Source organism: Pseudomonas sp. GW456-L13 (assembly GCF_017350115.1).
Classification (GTDB): domain Bacteria; phylum Pseudomonadota; class Gammaproteobacteria; order Pseudomonadales; family Pseudomonadaceae; genus Aquipseudomonas; species Aquipseudomonas jessenii.
Genome location: NZ_JACNAS010000001.1, coordinates 2,640,557 through 2,657,018, shown reverse-complemented (window position 1 = coordinate 2,657,018; position 16,462 = coordinate 2,640,557). Strand labels below are relative to the sequence as shown.

At 58.2% G+C, this 16,462-nt stretch carries 14 protein-coding genes; 6 read left to right on the top strand and 8 right to left on the bottom strand.

Annotated elements, in window-relative coordinates; translation table 11 throughout:
- Nucleotides 1-12 precede the first annotated feature (12 nt).
- The 4 genes from J4D25_RS12025 to J4D25_RS12010 form a co-directional block, all read right to left on the bottom strand.
- A complete protein-coding gene (locus J4D25_RS12025) occupies nt 13-687 on the bottom strand; it encodes an urease accessory protein UreF (protein WP_057712214.1) in 675 nt (224 codons plus the stop codon).
- Entirely contained in the window at nt 684-1,184 is a 501-nt protein-coding gene (ureE, locus tag J4D25_RS12020) for an urease accessory protein UreE (protein ID WP_057712213.1), read from the bottom strand. Before ureE ends, J4D25_RS12025 begins: the two co-directional genes overlap by 4 nt.
- Nucleotides 1,185-1,469: 285 nt before the next feature.
- Nucleotides 1,470-2,102 (bottom strand): TetR family transcriptional regulator, encoded by a 633-nt coding sequence (locus tag J4D25_RS12015; protein ID WP_057712212.1) that lies wholly within the window; start codon nt 2,100-2,102, stop codon nt 1,470-1,472.
- A 172-nt stretch (nt 2,103-2,274) separates the two neighbouring features.
- Complete coding sequence (locus J4D25_RS12010) at nt 2,275-2,745, bottom strand: hypothetical protein (RefSeq protein ID WP_057712211.1); 471 nt, start codon at nt 2,743-2,745, stop codon at nt 2,275-2,277.
- Between the two features lie 387 nt (nt 2,746-3,132).
- Between J4D25_RS12010 and J4D25_RS12005 the strand changes: the two genes are divergently transcribed.
- A complete protein-coding gene (locus J4D25_RS12005; protein ID WP_057712210.1) occupies nt 3,133-5,202 on the top strand; it encodes an AsmA family protein in 2,070 nt (689 codons plus the stop codon).
- Between the two features lie 72 nt (nt 5,203-5,274).
- Here the strand turns inward: J4D25_RS12005 and J4D25_RS12000 are convergent, their stop codons facing one another.
- The 3 genes from J4D25_RS12000 to J4D25_RS11990 all read right to left on the bottom strand — a co-directional run bounded on the left by J4D25_RS12000 (nt 5,275) and on the right by J4D25_RS11990 (nt 7,931).
- On the bottom strand, nt 5,275-5,958 hold the full coding sequence (locus tag J4D25_RS12000) for a hypothetical protein (RefSeq protein WP_057712209.1): 684 nt from the start codon (nt 5,956-5,958) through the stop codon (nt 5,275-5,277).
- 82 nt (nt 5,959-6,040) lie between these two features.
- Nucleotides 6,041-6,811, bottom strand: coding sequence for a hypothetical protein (locus tag J4D25_RS11995; RefSeq protein WP_057712208.1), 771 nt, complete (start codon nt 6,809-6,811; stop codon nt 6,041-6,043).
- A gap of 205 nt (nt 6,812-7,016) precedes the next feature.
- Nucleotides 7,017-7,931: a LysR substrate-binding domain-containing protein gene (locus J4D25_RS11990; RefSeq protein ID WP_198530223.1), complete on the bottom strand. Its 915-nt coding sequence runs from the start codon at nt 7,929-7,931 to the stop codon at nt 7,017-7,019.
- 109 nt (nt 7,932-8,040) lie between these two features.
- Between J4D25_RS11990 and J4D25_RS11985 the strand changes: the two genes are divergently transcribed.
- From J4D25_RS11985 to J4D25_RS11975, 3 genes are all read left to right on the top strand, one after another.
- Nucleotides 8,041-8,679: an FMN-dependent NADH-azoreductase gene (locus tag J4D25_RS11985; RefSeq protein ID WP_057712206.1), complete on the top strand. Its 639-nt coding sequence runs from the start codon at nt 8,041-8,043 to the stop codon at nt 8,677-8,679.
- Nucleotides 8,680-8,985 carry a multidrug efflux SMR transporter gene (locus tag J4D25_RS11980; RefSeq protein WP_046039891.1) on the top strand — a complete coding sequence of 102 codons (306 nt, stop codon included), beginning with the start codon at nt 8,680-8,682 and terminating at the stop codon, nt 8,983-8,985.
- A 96-nt stretch (nt 8,986-9,081) separates the two neighbouring features.
- Nucleotides 9,082-9,972 carry a triacylglycerol lipase gene (locus J4D25_RS11975; protein WP_057712205.1) on the top strand — a complete coding sequence of 297 codons (891 nt, stop codon included), beginning with the start codon at nt 9,082-9,084 and terminating at the stop codon, nt 9,970-9,972.
- Between the two features lie 113 nt (nt 9,973-10,085).
- Here the strand turns inward: J4D25_RS11975 and J4D25_RS11970 are convergent, their stop codons facing one another.
- Entirely contained in the window at nt 10,086-10,973 is an 888-nt protein-coding gene (locus J4D25_RS11970) for a DMT family transporter (RefSeq protein WP_057712204.1), read from the bottom strand.
- A gap of 97 nt (nt 10,974-11,070) precedes the next feature.
- Here J4D25_RS11970 and J4D25_RS11965 point away from each other — a divergent pair, with 97 nt between their 5' ends.
- Both J4D25_RS11965 and J4D25_RS11960 read left to right on the top strand, forming a co-directional pair.
- The gene (locus J4D25_RS11965) at nt 11,071-11,853 is read left to right on the top strand and encodes a helix-turn-helix transcriptional regulator (RefSeq protein WP_057712203.1); all 783 of its coding nucleotides are present in this window, start codon (nt 11,071-11,073) and stop codon (nt 11,851-11,853) included.
- Between the two features lie 102 nt (nt 11,854-11,955).
- Nucleotides 11,956-16,377: a dermonecrotic toxin domain-containing protein gene (locus J4D25_RS11960; RefSeq protein ID WP_079246680.1), complete on the top strand. Its 4,422-nt coding sequence runs from the start codon at nt 11,956-11,958 to the stop codon at nt 16,375-16,377.
- Nucleotides 16,378-16,462: the final 85 nt, after the last annotated feature.

Sequence of the window (16,462 nt, the reverse complement as noted above, 5' to 3'; positions counted from 1 at the left end):
AAATAAATGGCCCTAGGAACGGAACAGACGGCTGTACTGGCGCTCGTGGCCCATACACGCCAGGGACAGGCCGAAAGCGGCGCTGCCGTAATGATCGGGATCGACTTGAGTGGCGTTCTGTTGAGCTTGTTGAAGCAGCGGCAACAGTTCGCTGGTCAGGCGTTGGGCAGCTTGCTGACCCAGGGGCAGGGTCTTCATCAGCACCGCCAACTGGTTTTCCAGCCAGCTCCAGAGCCATGCGGCCAGGGCGTCCTGCGGGCTGATCTGCCAGGCGCGCGCGGCCAACGCCCAACCCAGGGCCAGATGTGGCTCGCTGCGCTGTTCGAGGAAGGCGCGGGCGGGGGCGTCGAGTTCCGGCAAGCCATTGAGCAATTGCTGCAACGAATAGCCCATCTGCCGGCTCTCCTGATGCAGCTCACGGGTTTCGCGGCTGGCGCGGTGTTCCTCGCAGCGCTGCAGCAATTCGTCCCAGTTTTCCTCGCTGGCGGCCACGCAATGGGCGAGCAGCAAGGGTGCTTCGAAGCGTGCCAGATTCAGCAGCAACTGATCGCTGATCCAGCGTCGCGCACTGTCGGGGTCGTGAACACGGCCGTTATCCACAGCCATTTCAAGGCCCTGGGAGTAGCTGTAGCCGCCAATCGGCAATTGCGGACTGGCCAGGCGCAACAGCGCCCAGGCCGGGTTCATGTGCGTACGCCGAACTGGTGCAGTTTCGGCGCGTAGTTGAAGTCTTCATCGCCGTGACGCGAGTGGTGATGGCCACCGCCGTAGGCGCCATGTTCCGGCTGGAATGGCGCCTCGATGTTCACGGCAACGGCTCCGAGTTGTTCGAGCATGGCCTTGAGCACGTAGTCGTCGAGCAGGCGCAACCAGCCGTCGCCGACTTGCAGGGCGACATGGCGGTTGCCCAGGTGATAGGCCGCGCGGGTCAGTTCGAAGGCATTGGCGCAGGTGACATGCAGCAGTTGTTCGGGACGGGCGCAGACGCGCACGATTCGCCCGTCTTCGGCTTGCAGGCATTCGCCGTCACGCAACGGCGGCTGGCCGCGCTCCAAAAACAACCCGACGTCTTCACCCTCGGCACTGAAACAGCGCAATCGGCTTTTGCTGCGGGCTTCGAACGTCAGGTGCAGCTCGGCGGCCCAAACGGGTTGAGGGTCGATTCTGCGATGAATCACCAGCATCGGAAGGCTTCCAGCAATGGACAATGCTCAGGCTAGAGCAAGGGGCTTGCCAATCGGCATGATGTGTAGGAAATGCCTGACGGTGGCGTAGGACTGGTATCGATGGAGTGAGTATTTTGGTTGAAGTTGGTGCGTTGTTTTTGGTTTGCGCACCAAGTTAAAGCGGCGAGGTTTAATGTGGGAGCGAGTTTGCTCGCGATGGCGGTGGAACTGTCACATCGATGGTGGATGTCATGCCCTCATCGCGAGCAAGCTCGCTCCCACAGGGATTTCATCCACAGAAAGTTACTCAGTGCTGCCGAGCCCTTGCCAATGCTTGAGGCCGATAAAGATAAACCGCAGCTGCTGGGTGATTTTCGCCTGGGGCGTCAGGTGCTCTGGCAAGGCTTCGGCTGGCGGATCGATGATGTCCGGCAGGGTGGCGAACACGCTCTTGACGATCAGATCCGCCATGACGCTCAGGTCGGCGATGTCCAGATGCTGCAGTTTCGGCATCAGTGACAAATCCGCCGCCAGGTCCGAGCTGATGTTTTCACGCAAACGGCCGATGGCCTGGCGCACCGGCACTGAACCGCCGTACTGCTCACGGGCAAGAAACAGGAACTGCGAACGGTTGGCGCTAACCACATCAAGAAAGATCCGCACCGAGGCATCGATGATGCCGCCCATTACGAATTCGTTGTGTCGTACCAGGCGAATGGTTTCGCGGAATGTCTGGCCGACTTCGCTGACCAGTACCAGGCCCAATTCATCCATATCGGCAAAATGGCGGTAGAAACCGGTCGGTACGATGCCGGCGGTTTTCGCGACTTCGCGCAGGCTCAGGCTGCCGAATCCTCGGCCGCCATCCATCAGGCGCCGGGCAGCGTCCATCAGGGCGTTACGGGTTTGTTGTTTCTGTTCGGCGCGGGGCAGCATCGCAAGGGCGTTTTCTGGACAGGGACGCGGCGCACTCTAGCAAATCGGCTTTGCCGGCGTCGAACGACTGTGGGGGGATCACGCGGGGATGTGTGGCATCTATCGAGCGAGCCTATGAAAATTCAAAAGCCCAATCCGGGGATTGGGCTTTTTTTCAAGGCGGCCATGGAGCTTAGCTCACGGCGCTGTTGCGTTCGATCACGCGGTCACCACCGCCTTCAGCAAGGGTTTGACCTTGTGGAGTGCGATCCGAACCGTCGGCGGCAAGGGTCTGGCCTTGTGGAGTACGGTCGGAACCATCAGCAGCCAGGGTTTGACCTTGTGGGGTGCGATCCGAACCGTCAGCGGCAAGGGTCTGGCCTTGTGGGGTACGATCGGAACCATCGGCAGCCAGGGTTTGGCCCTGTGGAGTACGGTCCGAGCCATCCTGAGTAATCAGGCCTTTTTCTTTCAGGCGATCATTACCGCCTTCGGCAAGGGTCTGGCCTTGTGGGGTGCGGTCGGAACCATCGGCGGCGACGGTCTGGCTGAACACCGAGTGGTCTTGTTTCACTTGTGGGGTGGCCTGGTCAGCTGCTGGCAGGGCAAAGGCAGTGCTGGCCAGCATCGAAAGTGTAAGGCTAAGCAGTAGTTGGCGTTTCATGATTGTTTTGCTCCGTGGGGGTGCGAATAAGTGGGTACGAGAGCAATGCTACTCTCGATAAATCGATATGAAAGTTCATAAACGCAATGGTAATAATCAACGGAATTGATTGTTTGCTGCGGAGGCCCTAGGCCGGGCGTTTCCGGCGAGTTGTCTTGCACTCTTGTGGGTGTTTTCGACCCACCTGTGTTGTGCAAAAGTGCAGGTTCGGTAACGCAGATCGACCGACTGGTCAGTATTGGACTGGGCGAAATCGGCGAAATCGGTCTACCGATTAAACCTGTCGGGTTTTTATCAGTCGTAGTTTGCATGGCGAGCCGTTTGCGGCTCACCGTTTCACATGTGCGTCGCAGTCGGGGCGCTCGGTCGTATCAGGAGCCCTGTGCAATGACGCGCACTCAAAAGACGTTGGTCTGGACCCTTTCCACTTTCCTTACCTTGTTGGTGATGCTGGTACTGATCATCGTGTTCTTCGACTGGAACCGGATCAAAGCGCCGCTCAACGCCAAAGTTTCCGAAGAAATGCACCGCGCTTTCGCCATCAACGGCAATCTGTCAGTGGTCTGGCAACCCGAGCCCGATGAAGGCGGCTGGCGCGCCTGGGTACCGTGGCCTCATGTGGTGGCCGAAGACTTGAGCCTGGGCAATCCCGACTGGTCGAAACAGCCGCAGATGATCACCCTCAAACGGGTGGAACTGCGTATTTCACCCCTGGCATTGCTGGCGCAGCGGGTGGTGATCCCGCGTATCGATCTCACCGAGCCCAATGCCCACCTGCAACGCCTGGCTGACGGGCGCGCCAACTGGACCTTCAAATTCGACCCAAAGGACCCGGACGCCGAGCCTTCGAGCTGGGTGGTGGATATCGGAGCGATCGGCTTTGACAAGGGGCATGTCACCCTCGACGACCAGAACCTGAAGACCCAACTCGACGTACTGATCGACCCATTGGGCAAGCCGATTCCGTTCAGCGATATCGTCGGCGACAAAGCGGCGAAAGCCGCGCAGGAGAAGGGTTCGTCACCCCAGGACTATGCATTCGCCCTCAAGGTCAACGGCCAGTACCACGGCCAGAAACTCGCGGGCCAGGGCAAGATTGGCGGGCTGTTGGCGTTGCAGGACGCGGCACGGCCGTTTCCGCTTCAGGCACAGGTAAAAATCGCCGATTCCAGCGTCGAACTGGCCGGCACCCTGACCGATCCGCTGAACCTCGGCGCCCTGGACCTGCGCCTGAAACTGGCCGGTACCAGTCTGGGCAATCTCTACCCGCTGACCGGCGTGATCCTGCCGGACACGCCACCCTATGCCACCGACGGCCATCTGATCGCCAAGTTACACGAGCCGGGTGGCGCGGTATTCCACTATGAAGAATTCAACGGCAAGATCGGTGAAAGTGACATCCATGGCAACCTGACCTACGTGGCCAGCCAGCCACGGCCAAAGCTCAGCGGTTCGCTGTTATCCAATCAATTGCTGTTCGATGACCTGGCACCGCTGATTGGTGCCGACTCCAACGCCGAGCAGAAGGCCCGAGGCGGTGACAGCAAACAACCGGCGGACAAAGTGCTGCCGGTCGAAGAGTTCAAGACCGATCGCTGGCGCGATATGGACGCCGATGTCGAGTTCACCGGCAAGCGCATCGTGCACAGCGAAAAACTGCCGTTCAACGATCTCTATACCCATCTGGTACTCACCGATGGAGTGCTCAGCCTCGAGCCGCTGCGTTTCGGCGTGGCCGGCGGCAAGTTGGATGCGCAGATTCGCCTGAACGGCCACACCGATCCGCTGGAGGGCCATGCCAGACTCACGGCGCGAGGCTTCAAGCTCAAGCAGTTGTTCCCCGGCTTTGAACCGATGAAAACCAGTTTCGGCGAACTCAACGGCGACGGTGATATCAGCGGGCACGGCAATTCGGTGGCTAAACTGCTGGGCAGCGCCAATGGCAATCTGAAAATGCTGATCAACGATGGTGCTATCAGTCGCGAATTGATGGAGTTGGCCGGGCTGAACGTCGGCAACTACGTGGTCGGCAAGATCTTTGGCGACAAGGAAGTGAAGATCAACTGCGCCGCCGCCGACTTCGGCATCCAGTCCGGCCTGGCGAGTACCCGCTTGTTTGTGTTCGACACCGAGAACGCCATTGTTTACATCGATGGCACGGCGAACATGGCGACCGAACAACTGGACCTGACCATCACCCCGGAATCAAAGGGCTGGCGTTTGATTTCGTTGCGTTCGCCGCTGTACGTGCGGGGCAAGTTCATCAAGCCCGATGCGGGGGTCAAGGCCGTGCCGTTGATGTTGCGTGGAGCCGGGATGGTCGCGTTAGGCGCGATCGCCGCACCGGCGGCAGGGTTGTTGGCGCTGATAGCGCCGAGTGGCGGCGAGCCGAACCAGTGCGCGCCGTTGCTGGAGCAGATGAAGGCGGGCAAGGCGCCGAAGACGGTAAAAAACTGAAGGTTGCCGGAGACAGTTCAAACGCTCCGATTCAGGGGCGCTTGAACGTCTTGCGAGGCTGGATCATTCAATTCAAGCCGGGGGGGCAGGGATATGCAGCAGTTTTGTTTCGATGTTAAGCCCCACTTTCTTGAGAACGTCATCTCTTACCTGATTGTAAAAGCGCCCATCCAGGACGCTACTCATCAGCCAAATGTTGGTCTTGTGTTCGTGGGTGACGCTCAAAACCGGCTGGTCGAGAATATCGATTGCAATCTCCTGATCTGTTTTGAACGCCATTTGCAGGGTTACCACGGTCTTATTGTTGCGAATGATCGTCAGTAATGCGGCCGTGGAAACCGCTATGTCTGCGTAGGCATTGCTCACGGTGGCGTTACTTTGGAGTTTCTCGACGATTGCCCTGACCGCCAGTGAGTCAGGCTGGAGTCTTGTCAGTTGCTCAAATGCGTTGGCCAGCGCTAGCCGTTCATCTTGTGGCAGGGCACTCCCGGTGCTTTGCTCAACAATATTTAAAAGGCTGCTGTTTTCAAACTTGAGTTGCTGAGTCTCTCGGCTGCCAACAGCCCAGCCGACTTTTTGAACGGTATCTGTATAAGCTGGCCACGATATTTCACGGTTGCCACTTTTCTTTGAGGCCACCAGATCGCCCAGCAGGCTGGAGGCTAGTATGTCTTTCTTAAAGCTGTCCGTGTGCGAGCCGCAAAAGATCGTGATGTTTCCATTGACTAGGTAAATATCGAGCGGTGCTTTTTTCATAAGTTTTTCCTGCGCAGAGGCTTGCGCGGTAGCATATTTAAATCGGCAATTTTATTGCCGATTTAAATATGTGGTAAAGCGATTAGAAGTCCGGCAGGTTTTCGATGAATTTTTGTCCGTCTGCCTGATATTTTTTATATACGGCGTTGCGTATCCCGGAGAACGTTTTAATATCAAGGTGAGTACGAACAGCACCTGTTTTGATGGTGGTGGACTGTCGGGTCGATTTCCAGAACAGGATACCGCGCGTGCTTTCCCTCGCATCGAGGGATATGCAGTTAAGGATCATGTTGGGTTGCCCATTTTTATCGACCCAGATGGGTGCGATATCGAATTTTGCCTGAGTGCCAAGCTTTTTGTTTTTCTCAAAAATGGTGATGGCACCCGGATTGTTTTGCACCATCTCAACTGCTTTTTTCGCAACGTTGCTCAGTATTTGAGCCGCATTACCGCCAATCAATCCTGCAGCCACTTCCAGGGCAACCTGATCCATCGTCAGGCCAACTCTCTTGATCGTGACCTCCTGGATGTTCCGGTTTTGAGTCACCCAGCCCAGTTTGCTCAGGCCGTCAACATAGTAGCGATACCACTCGAAGAGTTTTTCATCTTCGGGGTAGAGTTTGGTGGCGGCGTTTTGCATGACCAGTTTGCACAAATTGACGTCGTCGATGATTTCCTGCGAAACGCCGGGCAGGAAGGCATCGATAGTATCAGGCATGACGCTGGCAGTTGGTTTGTTGATATCATGTTCAGGTTTGTTCAAGAGCGTAGAAAATACAGGTGCCGAGCGCTGCGTGATGATAGGTAATGCTGGCAGGGAATCAATAAATTCGAGTCGTTGTTCAAGTAGCATGAAAGTAATCCTTTACTTATTGGTGTGAGCAGCCGGCTGGCTGTGGTTGTTAGAGTAGGTTTATAGATTTAAAAGTCTAGTTTTGGTTTGTAACTTCAGGTTTTAGTTGTGTTTGTTATTCGGCGTTTGTGATTGTTCTAATTCGTAGTGGTGAACTTAAGCAGTCGTTAAACTTGAAACACTTGAACTGTTGTCGAGGCGCTGGTCAGCGCACCGCATGCCCGGACAACAATGCCTCTTCACGCAACCACGCAAAAAAAGCCCGAACCGGTGGATGTCGCTCACGCCCCGGCACGCACAGTGCGCTGTAGCCGGCTCCATCGACCTGGATTTCCCCCCGGTACGGCAACAACAGACCACTGGCCACGCTTTCCGACACCAGAATATTGCTTGCCAGCACCAGGCCTTGGCCGGCAATCGCCGCTTGCAGGGCGTAATGCTCTTCGTCGTATTCGCGCACGGCCGGCCGACCGCTCAGCCAGGTTTCGCCGGAGCGAGCGCACCAGGCCTCCCAGCCGTGGGCATAGAGTTTGGAGTTGTGCCAGCGCACGCTGATTAGCGTCGGAGCGCGACTCGACGCCAGGGCCACTTGTTCAGGCGAACCGTAGACACCAAAGGACTCATCGAACAGGCACTGGCCGTAAAGGTTGGGGTAATCATCGAGGCTGTAGCGCAGCACCAGGTCGACACTGGCGTCCTGATGCAGATCGATGACTTCGCAGTGAGTATCGAGGCGCACGTTGATGTTCGGGTGTCGGGCGTAGAAACGTCCCAACCTTGGCACCAGCCACAGGGCGGCGAAGGCGGCGGTAGTGGAGACCGTCAGGCTGGCGCCACTGCGTTGCGGACGCAGTGTATCGACACTTTGCGCCACTTCCAGAAAAGCCCCATGCAGGCTCTGGAACAGCCGTTCGCCGCATTCGGTCAGGCGCACCTGGCGCGGCAGACGCTCGAACAATGGCACGCCGAGCCAACTTTCCAGTGAGCGGATCTGGTGGGACACCGCCGTCGGCGTCACCGAGAGTTCTTCGGCAGCAGCCTTGAAGCTCAGCAGGCGTGAGGCTGATTCAAAAGCGCGCAGGGCGGTCAGCGGCAACGAGGCGAACATTGAACACTCCATGGATGAAATGGATTCATCCAGACTGATTTCTGCTCATTTGAGCGAGGACGGTAGTGAGCCTCAAGCTGCAAACCACAGGCCGTTTGAGTTTAGCCCTGAGGAGAGACAGATGAGTAGAATTCTTGCTGTTCACGCCAGCCCCCGTGGTGATCGTTCGCACTCCCGGCGTTTGGCCGAAGTGTTTCTGGCGGCCTGGCAGGCCCGTCATCCACACGCGCAACTGACCCGACGCGAAGTCGGTCGGGCGCTGATTCCGCCAGTCAACGAGGCATTCGTGGCCGCCGCGTTTTACCCCGAGCCCGCCGCTCGGCCGCTGTCGATGCAGGCCGATCTGGCGTTCAGCGACGAACTGGTCGGCGAACTGCTTGGCCATGATGTGCTGGTGATTTCCACGCCGATGCACAACTTCAGCGTCCCCAGCGGCTTGAAAGCCTGGATCGATCAGATCGTGCGGGTGGGGGTGACCTTCGATCACACCCTGGACAATGGCGTGGCCCAGTACGAGCCGTTGGTGCTGGGTAAAAAGGCCCTGATCATCACCAGCCGTGGCGGCTTCGGTTTTGGCCCGGGCGGCGAGCTGGAAGCCATGAACCATGCCGACACGCTACTGCGTACGGTGCTTGGATTCATTGGCATCACGGACGTCACCGTGGTGGCTGCCGAGGGCGAGGAGTCCGCCGAGCGCAGCTTTCAAATCTCTGCCGCCGAGGCTGAGCAGCGCTTGTTGGCGCTGGCCGGAGAGTTCTAGATGGCCTGGCTGTTTCTGCTGGTCGCCGCCGGGTTCGAAGTCACCTTCGCCATGGGCATGAAGTACGCCGAGGGCTTCACCCGGCTCTGGCCTTCGCTGGTCACCGTAGTGGCCGCTGTGGGCGGGATCTATTTTCTGACCCTGGCCATGCGCGAGCTGCCGGTGAGCATTGCGTACCCGATCTGGACCGCCATCGGTTCGCTGGGCACGGTGTTTCTCGGTTTCGCGCTGCTGGGTGAAAGCCTGACCGTGATCAAACTGGTCTCGGTCGGGCTGATCGTGGCGGGCGTGGTAGGGTTGAAGTAGGGCGGATGACATAGACTTGTCATCTTCGCTGGTGATGCTTGGCGGATGTCTTGCATCCAGCCTTGCGTCACCGCCCGACCACAAGGATGTCCGCCCATGTCGCAAGGTTCTGCCCCGCGCTACCCGCTGGTGTTGGTCCCGGGGATGCTCGGGTTCATCCGGTTGGTGCTTTATCCGTATTGGTACGGGATCGTCGAGGCGTTGCGCCATGGCGGTGCGGTGGTGTTCGCGGTGCAGGTCTCGCCGCTTAACTCGAACGAAGTGCGGGGCGAGCAATTACTGGCGCGTGTCGAAGAAATCCTGCGGGAAACCGGGGCCGACAAGGTCAACCTGATCGGTCATAGCCAGGGCTCGCTGACCGCCCGTTATGCAGCGGCCAAGCGCCCGGACCTGGTGGCATCGGTGACCTCGGTGGCGGGGCCGAACCATGGTTCGGAGCTCGCCGATTACCTGCACGAACATTATCCCCACGAGAGCGTCCGTGGTCGTCTGCTGTGCTTTTTGCTGCGGATCGTCGGCGCGCTGATGGGGTGGTTGGATACCGGTTACCGTGGGCCGAAGCTGCCGGTGGATATCCATGCGTCCCATCACTCCCTCACCAGCGCTGGCGTCGCGCTGTTCAACCAGCGTTATCCACAGGGGCTGCCCGACACCTGGGGCGGTCATGGGCCGGAGGAGGTCAACGGCGTGCGCTATTACTCCTGGTCCGGCACCTTGCAACCGGGCATTACCGATCGCGGGCGCAACCTGCTGGACGGCACCAACCGCAGTTGCCGGCTGTTCGCTAAAACCTTCGTCCGCGAAGCCGGGCATTGCGACGGCATGGTCGGGCGCTACAGCTCGCACTTGGGCACGGTGATTGGCGATGAGTATCCGCTGGATCACTTCGATATCGTCAACCAGTCGCTGGGGCTGGTGGGCAAGGGGGCTGAGCCGATCCGGTTATTTGTCGAGCATGCGGCGCGGTTGAATGCGGCGGGGCTTTAGACCGAGTTATCGTTCATCGCGGGCAAGCCCGCTCCCACAGGTTTTCGGTCGTTCGCAACAGACGGGTTCGACACAACACCTGTGGGAGCGAGCTTGCTCGCGATGGCGTCAGATCAGGCAACACTGACCTTGCGCCCCAACACCGTCGTCCAACGCTCGGAAACGATCACCCCGCCCAAGGTCAACACCCCGCCCACCAGGTGATACATCGCCAGTTGCTCATGCAGCACCACCGCCGCAATCAATGCGGTAATCAGCGGCAGCAAATTGAAAAACTGCGTGGTCCGGCTCGGTCCCAAACGCACCACGGCCTGCATCCACGCCAGCGGCGCGACCATCGAAGCCAGCAGGCAGGCGTACAGCACCAGTGGAATGTTCTGCAGGGTCGGGCCGACTTTCGGTGAGGCGATGAACAGCGGGAACAGCACCACCACGGCCACCAGCACCTGCAGATACAGAAGCACCAGCGGCGGCAGTTTCAGTTGCCACTTTTTCAACAGGGTGCTGTAGACCGCGTAGGCCAGGGTGGCGATCAGCATCATCGCATCGCCCAGGTTGACCCCGTGTTCGAGCAATGTGCCAAGGCTGCCGGACGACACCACCACCAGTACACCTGCAAACGACAGCACCGCACCGGCCAGGGCACCCATGGTCAGGCGCTGGCCGAGGCTGATGATCGCCATGGCGAGCGACATCAGTGGCATCAGCGACAGGATGATGCCCATGTTGGTGGCCGAGGTCAGGCTCGCGGCGAAGTACGCCAGGCTTTGATAGACCGCCATGCCGAGCACACCGAGGACAAAGATCTTGCCCAGTTTCGGGCGGATCTGCGACCAATGGGCGAGCACCGGTTTGAGCATGAAGGGCGTGAACAGCAACCCGGCCAGCAGCCAGCGGTAGAAGCCGATCTCGGCGGGGAAGATCGCCCCGGCCGACATTTTGGTGATCACGGTGTTGCCGGCCCAGATAAAAATGGCCAGCAGGGGATAAGCGTATTGCATCGGGAAAAACCAGAACGTTAATGAAGGGCAATTATCCGCTTGTCTGGATGCAAGCCTATACTTCGATCCAGACAACCGGCCCCTGATGACGGACAGCATGCGCAGTAAACACATCGATCTGCTGGATTTCAGCGAATTGCCTTCGGCGGTGTACTTCCGCTACGCCGATTTCAATACCCACGAATTCGCCGCTGCGCACCGTCATCCGTGGGGCACTCTGGAGTATGCGGCCCACGGGGTGTTGCACATGGATGTCGACGGCAGCCGTTTCCTCTCGCCGCCGCAATACGCGGTGTGGGTGCCCCCCGAAATCGAGCACAGTTTCTACAGCCACCAGCCGATCAACTACCGTGCCGTTTGCCTGGCGCCGGCGGTCTGCGAGGATCTGCCACAACAGGCCTGCACGCTCGCCATCAGTGACATCCTCAAGGCGATCCTCAAGGACTTCGCCGTCCGTGACGTCAAGATTCCCGAGCAGGCCGCGGATAAACGCCTGGCTCAGGTTCTGGTGGATCAGTTGCAACAGGCGCCGGTGCATGAGTGTTACCTGCCCTATGCCAGCACACCGGGACTGCTGGGCATATGCGAGGCCCTGCAAGCCGAACCCGGTGACAACCGGCCCTTGGCGCATTGGGCGGCGCAGGTTCACGTCAGTGAACGGACCCTGGCGCGGCAGTTTGTCCGCGAGTTGGGCATGAGTTTTGGTGAGTGGCGTCAGCGTCTGCGATTCCTGGCCGCGATTGAAGCACTGGACAGCCATCGCAGCATTCAGGAAATCGCCTTCGACATGGGCTACAGCACCGGTTCGGCGTTTATCGCGATGTTCCAGCGTCAGGCCGGGTGCACGCCCGACTACTATCGACGCAACAAGAAGTTTTAACGCACTCGTTAAGAATTTTCATACAGCATTATCCGAAACAAACTTCATGGGAACAGAATTGGGGCGCTGTAGGCTTCGATCCTCTCTCTAAGTTTGCGAGTAATGATTGTGAAAAATTTTTTGTTGAAGTCTGCGAGTAGCCAAGATTATTTCGATATAAACCAAGAGCACAGTACTCACTACAACTTTATCAAAAGCGCCATTCCCGACTGGATTGTCGATTCTTCGCTTCAGCGGGTGGGTGATTTACGCAACACACCCAAAGTTATTCCCGCCTGGAGCAAAGCGGCGTCCCATACGGAACATGTGGCAGCGAAAGAAGCCACAAAGGTCAGTTGGCAGGCGCAGAACCAGGTCGACCGGATGCTCGGGAAGCTGCAAGATGCCGAATCCTTTGCCCAGCCACTGCTGACCAATGCCCTCAAGAAGCAATTCGGTGTAGTGGTCGATGTTCGTGAAATTTTTCTGCGGTTGTATTTTTCGGCTAAAACATCCGCTTGGGCATTCAATGTCACCGGCGGTGTCGGCAGTCGAACTGTCTCGTTACTTAACGCGTCTCTGCAAAATTTTGCCGAGGGCGAAGTATTTACCAGCGACTCTGCATTTATCACCAGGCCCGACGACATCGGGCGGTTTGAAATAAAGAAGTTGGGAATAACGATCGAACAGTTCAAGACGCTGTGCCGAACTCTGGATATTGGGTCCCAATATAAAAAGTATCTGGAAAGTTATCTGGCTCCCGAAGGTGCCATGGTCCGGGAGGCGGTGCAGCACCGCATCGTCGCCAGTCAGAAAAGCGCCATGAAAGCTGCAGCACATCTGGCATTGATGAAGAAGGACATCGGGGCAGCGGCCTACCTGACCGTGTTGAACATGGTCCTGGGTAAAAAGGGACTGGTGTGGGATGGCGGTCCCGTGCGTTTCTACCACTTGAGCATGCTCGACACCCGTCTGACCGGGATTGTACTGATCGCCGCCGATCTCGATACCCCCGGTGCGAATGTCCGGCGCGTCATTGCCTACGTACCGCACGATCCCGAGCATCCGCTGAAAGAGTATGCCTCGACGGCCGAGTTCGCGCTCGAACTGACTCACCAGCTACGGGGCAACGATCAGGCATCCGGCGCTTCCCGGCGCAGCTATCAGGCGTTTTTCAGTCGGTTCGTGGATCATTACCAGCGTGGTCATTTCTTCGCCGCGCTCAACGCGAAACTGTGGGAAATCACTTACCACGGCACACAACCGGGCTCCAATCTGCCTGCCTGGCGCGAAACTCAAGTAGATCGCCCCGATTTGCGGATAGCCGCGGTATCGTTCGAAAACGATACCGTCAGCCGTTATAACGGCGATCCGTGGGTTTATCTCTATCAGCAGCAAGTTGACAAGATTTTTGCCGACGGGCGCGCGCTGGCCGTGACCACCGCCGATGCGGACAGTGCCGCACGTTGGGCGTGGATCGAAAACCTGGAAAAAATGCTCTCCGACATCATGCAGGTTGCCTTGCTCGTCGCGACCCCCTTTGTCCCGGTGCTCGGGGAGCTCATGCTGGGGTATATCGCCTATCAACTAGTAGACGGGGTCGTGGAAGGTGTCGTTGAACTCACCCAGGGCGAGTACGTTGAAGCGGCGGAGCATCTGGTCGGCGTCGCTGAAAACCTGGTTCAGTTGGGCACGTTTGCCGTGGGCGGTGCTATCGCCACTCAAGTGGTGAAGCCCAGGTTGTCGTCCTTCCTCGAAGGCGCCCGTCAAGTCACGCTCCGAAACGGTGAGCAGCGGCTATGGGGGAAAAATCTGCAGCCGTACCTGCAACAAAACCTGCGTCTGGCGACGGATTCCAAACCTGACCTTTACGGTCTGCATCAGCATCAGGGCCGGAAGATTCTGTCTTTGGACGATGATCATTTCGAACTCAGGTTCGATTCGCAAACCGGCAAGCACCGGGTTCAGCATCCGACCCGTCCCGAGGCCTATCAGCCGGTGGCGGAGAGTAACGGTACTGGCGCTTTTGTAATCGAGGGTGAAACACCTCACACCTGGGATGCCGATGCGCTGATCAAGCGACTCGGTCCGTCGGTGGAGGGGTTGACCGACAAGTTCGGCGACATTCGCACTGTCAGCCGTGCCGATGTCGGTGCGCTGGTACGCATGTACGCCGATAACGAGCGGGCGATCCCTTTGCTCAGCGATACGGTTACCCGGTTCCGGATCGACCGGGATATCCACACCTTCATCCAAAACATCGGCAGCGCCCGTGCACAGGATTATTTGCAGGCCGACCCGCTCTGGCAGTTTCAATTGCTGGACGGCTTGTGGCCCGGCAGAGCGATTGAGCTCAAGGGGGCCGATGGACGAGTGCTGTACGCCATCGGGGTCGATGACGAACCTGTCTCTTTCTCTGTGAACCAACTGGCGGATACCGACCTGATCGACACCTTGCTGTTGTTTCTCGATGATGCCGAGACCCGGCAACTGCTGGGTGATGAGCCAGATGCACCTGTCGGCAGCCGCACACAAAATGCCACGCGTTTGAGGGGGCAACTCGCGCAATTGGCAGATCGGCGCAAGGCCTCGTTGTTCGACAAACGTTACCGGGATGTCGGGCAAGCCGCCAGTGCCGAGGCAAGGTTCATCCAGGGTGAGGTGCCAGGAATTCCCGGTGTCGTTGCACAAGAGCTGGTCGCGCTGGCGCGCCCGGAGGAGTTGCAGGAGCTCAAGCTGCGCAGGCTTCCCGAGCGACTGCAAGGGTGCGCCGATTGGGCGCTCAGGGACGTGCGGATCAGCCGTGCGTACGAGGGTTTTTATCTGGAGTCGGTCGACAATCCGGACTTCGACGCCCTGGCGTTGCATTCCCTGGAAAACCTGCCGGGCTGGAATGCCAATGTTAGGATCGAGCTGCGTCACTACCGTTTCGATGGCCAACAACTGGACAGCATCGGCCCCGAGGATGCCGCCATCCGGCGTACGCTCGTCTTAAGCGAAAACGGGGTGTTCCAGGCTTGCGACGAGCAAGGCAATGCCCTGCATTCGGGCGGTGATATGTTTACCTCAATCCTGCAGGCATTACCCGATGTCGAGCGTGATGCGTTGCGGATTCATATCGGTCAGGGCCCGGTCCTGAAGGCTGCATTGCGCGACCATGCCCTGAAACCCTACAGGCTGTTAAGTGTTCTTTCCGGTTTGCCGGAGCTGAAAATTCCGACATTCGATCCGGCAATCATGCGCCTGCGCGGAGGTGCTCCCACCGTGACCGGTGAGATTGCGCAACTGCAGGACGTCGAGCGACGCGGCGTGGTTTTTGTCGATGGTGCGTTCCATCCGAGCGTCCCCTCGTTCGAACGATACAACTATCTGCGCGGGCTCAAGTTGATGGAAGAAAGCTTGCCCGACGATTGTTTCAAATTACTCTGGGATGGACTCAACAAGGCGAATGCCGATGGCTCCAATCTGCGAACGGTACAAAGTATTGAAGTACTGCCCGATCTGCAAAAGCTGATGCCGCCTGAGCAGTTCAAGGCATTGGTCGAACGGTTGTTCACCAAACACGGTCTGGTAGAGCTCACGGAGTCCGAGCGCAATCTGGGCGCCCGCGCGCGCGATCTCGAGCAAACCGGGCGGCTCGATGACTATCAGGCACTGCAACGCGCCGTGCGGGAAAACCTCCCGGTGTCCAGCGACCGATGGGTGCCGTTGCAGAAGTATGCCGCTGACCTTGAAAGCGACGTCACGACGGCCGCGCAGCCAATTGAAGTGACACCCCAGGTCATGGCCAATCTGCGACAGGCACAGCGTGCCATCCATCGAGCCAAAGAACTGTTGCCTCTGTCGGGCAACCAGTTGCCGAGCATCTGGGAAAACGGCGGTTCAGCGATCGCGAAAATCAAGGGGTTGCGAGGGCTGGATCTGCAGCAAGGCCAATTCACCGCACAGCTGTCTCTCGCCGAACACGCGCGTAAAGCCATTGAAATCAAGGGTGGCAATTGTTCGGAAAACTCCAAGGTGACCTTCGCGCTGCTGGCCAGCCAACCGAGAACCTCGCGGATCCACCTCGTCAAAGCCACCGCATTCGATCATCAGTACGTGGTCATTGGCGATGACTTGACCGATCTCAAGCAACTGGTGGTTGCCGATTCGTGGCCGGAGTTCCCTGCCGCCCATACGGCGGATAATGGTCAGTTCAAGTTTGAACTGCCGCCCATTGCAACCCTTGAGCCTGGTCCGGCCAGCGCGGATTTTGCCTTTATCAACGATGTGCCGGCAGGCCCGACGGCGCTGCCGGAGGTTTCCCGCGATAACACCATCAGGCAGATAACCGTAAACAAGCTGTACAAGTCGGGGGCTTATGCTCAATTCACGTCATTGAAGACGTTGGCGACACGATACAGTTTGCCTGGGGAAGCCTGGGTGTCGTTCGAGCGGTTGCCGGTTTCCGTGATCGAAAAGCGCCTGTCAGCCTGGCGAGACTATCAACACGCCTTCAGGAACCTGCTGGAGCAACAGTCCGCTGGTACCTCACCGGGCGAATGATCATCTGTGGCTGGAGGAAGGTGTAACAAGGCTTGACTACACTCCTCGTGGAGGCCGCATCTCTCGATGCGGCGACACGGAGAAA

Excerpts from the sequence above, each read along its gene's own strand:
- J4D25_RS11995 (WP_057712208.1), bottom strand. The coding sequence starts at position 6,811 with ATGCTACTTGAACAACGACTCGAATTTATTGATTCCCTGCCAGCATTA.
- J4D25_RS11990 (WP_198530223.1), bottom strand. The coding sequence starts at position 7,931 with ATGGAGTGTTCAATGTTCGCCTCGTTGCCGCTGACCGCCCTGCGCGCT.
- J4D25_RS11985 (WP_057712206.1), top strand. The coding sequence starts at position 8,041 with ATGAGTAGAATTCTTGCTGTTCACGCCAGCCCCCGTGGTGATCGTTCG.
- J4D25_RS11965 (WP_057712203.1), top strand. The coding sequence starts at position 11,071 with ATGCGCAGTAAACACATCGATCTGCTGGATTTCAGCGAATTGCCTTCG.
- J4D25_RS11980 (WP_046039891.1), top strand. The coding sequence starts at position 8,680 with ATGGCCTGGCTGTTTCTGCTGGTCGCCGCCGGGTTCGAAGTCACCTTC.
- J4D25_RS12015 (WP_057712212.1), bottom strand. The coding sequence starts at position 2,102 with ATGCTGCCCCGCGCCGAACAGAAACAACAAACCCGTAACGCCCTGATG.
- J4D25_RS11975 (WP_057712205.1), top strand. The coding sequence starts at position 9,082 with ATGTCGCAAGGTTCTGCCCCGCGCTACCCGCTGGTGTTGGTCCCGGGG.
- J4D25_RS12010 (WP_057712211.1), bottom strand. The coding sequence starts at position 2,745 with ATGAAACGCCAACTACTGCTTAGCCTTACACTTTCGATGCTGGCCAGC.
- J4D25_RS12025 (WP_057712214.1), bottom strand. The coding sequence starts at position 687 with ATGAACCCGGCCTGGGCGCTGTTGCGCCTGGCCAGTCCGCAATTGCCG.
- J4D25_RS12005 (WP_057712210.1), top strand. The coding sequence starts at position 3,133 with ATGACGCGCACTCAAAAGACGTTGGTCTGGACCCTTTCCACTTTCCTT.
- ureE (WP_057712213.1), bottom strand. The coding sequence starts at position 1,184 with ATGCTGGTGATTCATCGCAGAATCGACCCTCAACCCGTTTGGGCCGCC.
- J4D25_RS11970 (WP_057712204.1), bottom strand. The coding sequence starts at position 10,973 with ATGCAATACGCTTATCCCCTGCTGGCCATTTTTATCTGGGCCGGCAAC.
- J4D25_RS12000 (WP_057712209.1), bottom strand. The coding sequence starts at position 5,958 with ATGAAAAAAGCACCGCTCGATATTTACCTAGTCAATGGAAACATCACG.
- J4D25_RS11960 (WP_079246680.1), top strand. The coding sequence starts at position 11,956 with ATGATTGTGAAAAATTTTTTGTTGAAGTCTGCGAGTAGCCAAGATTAT.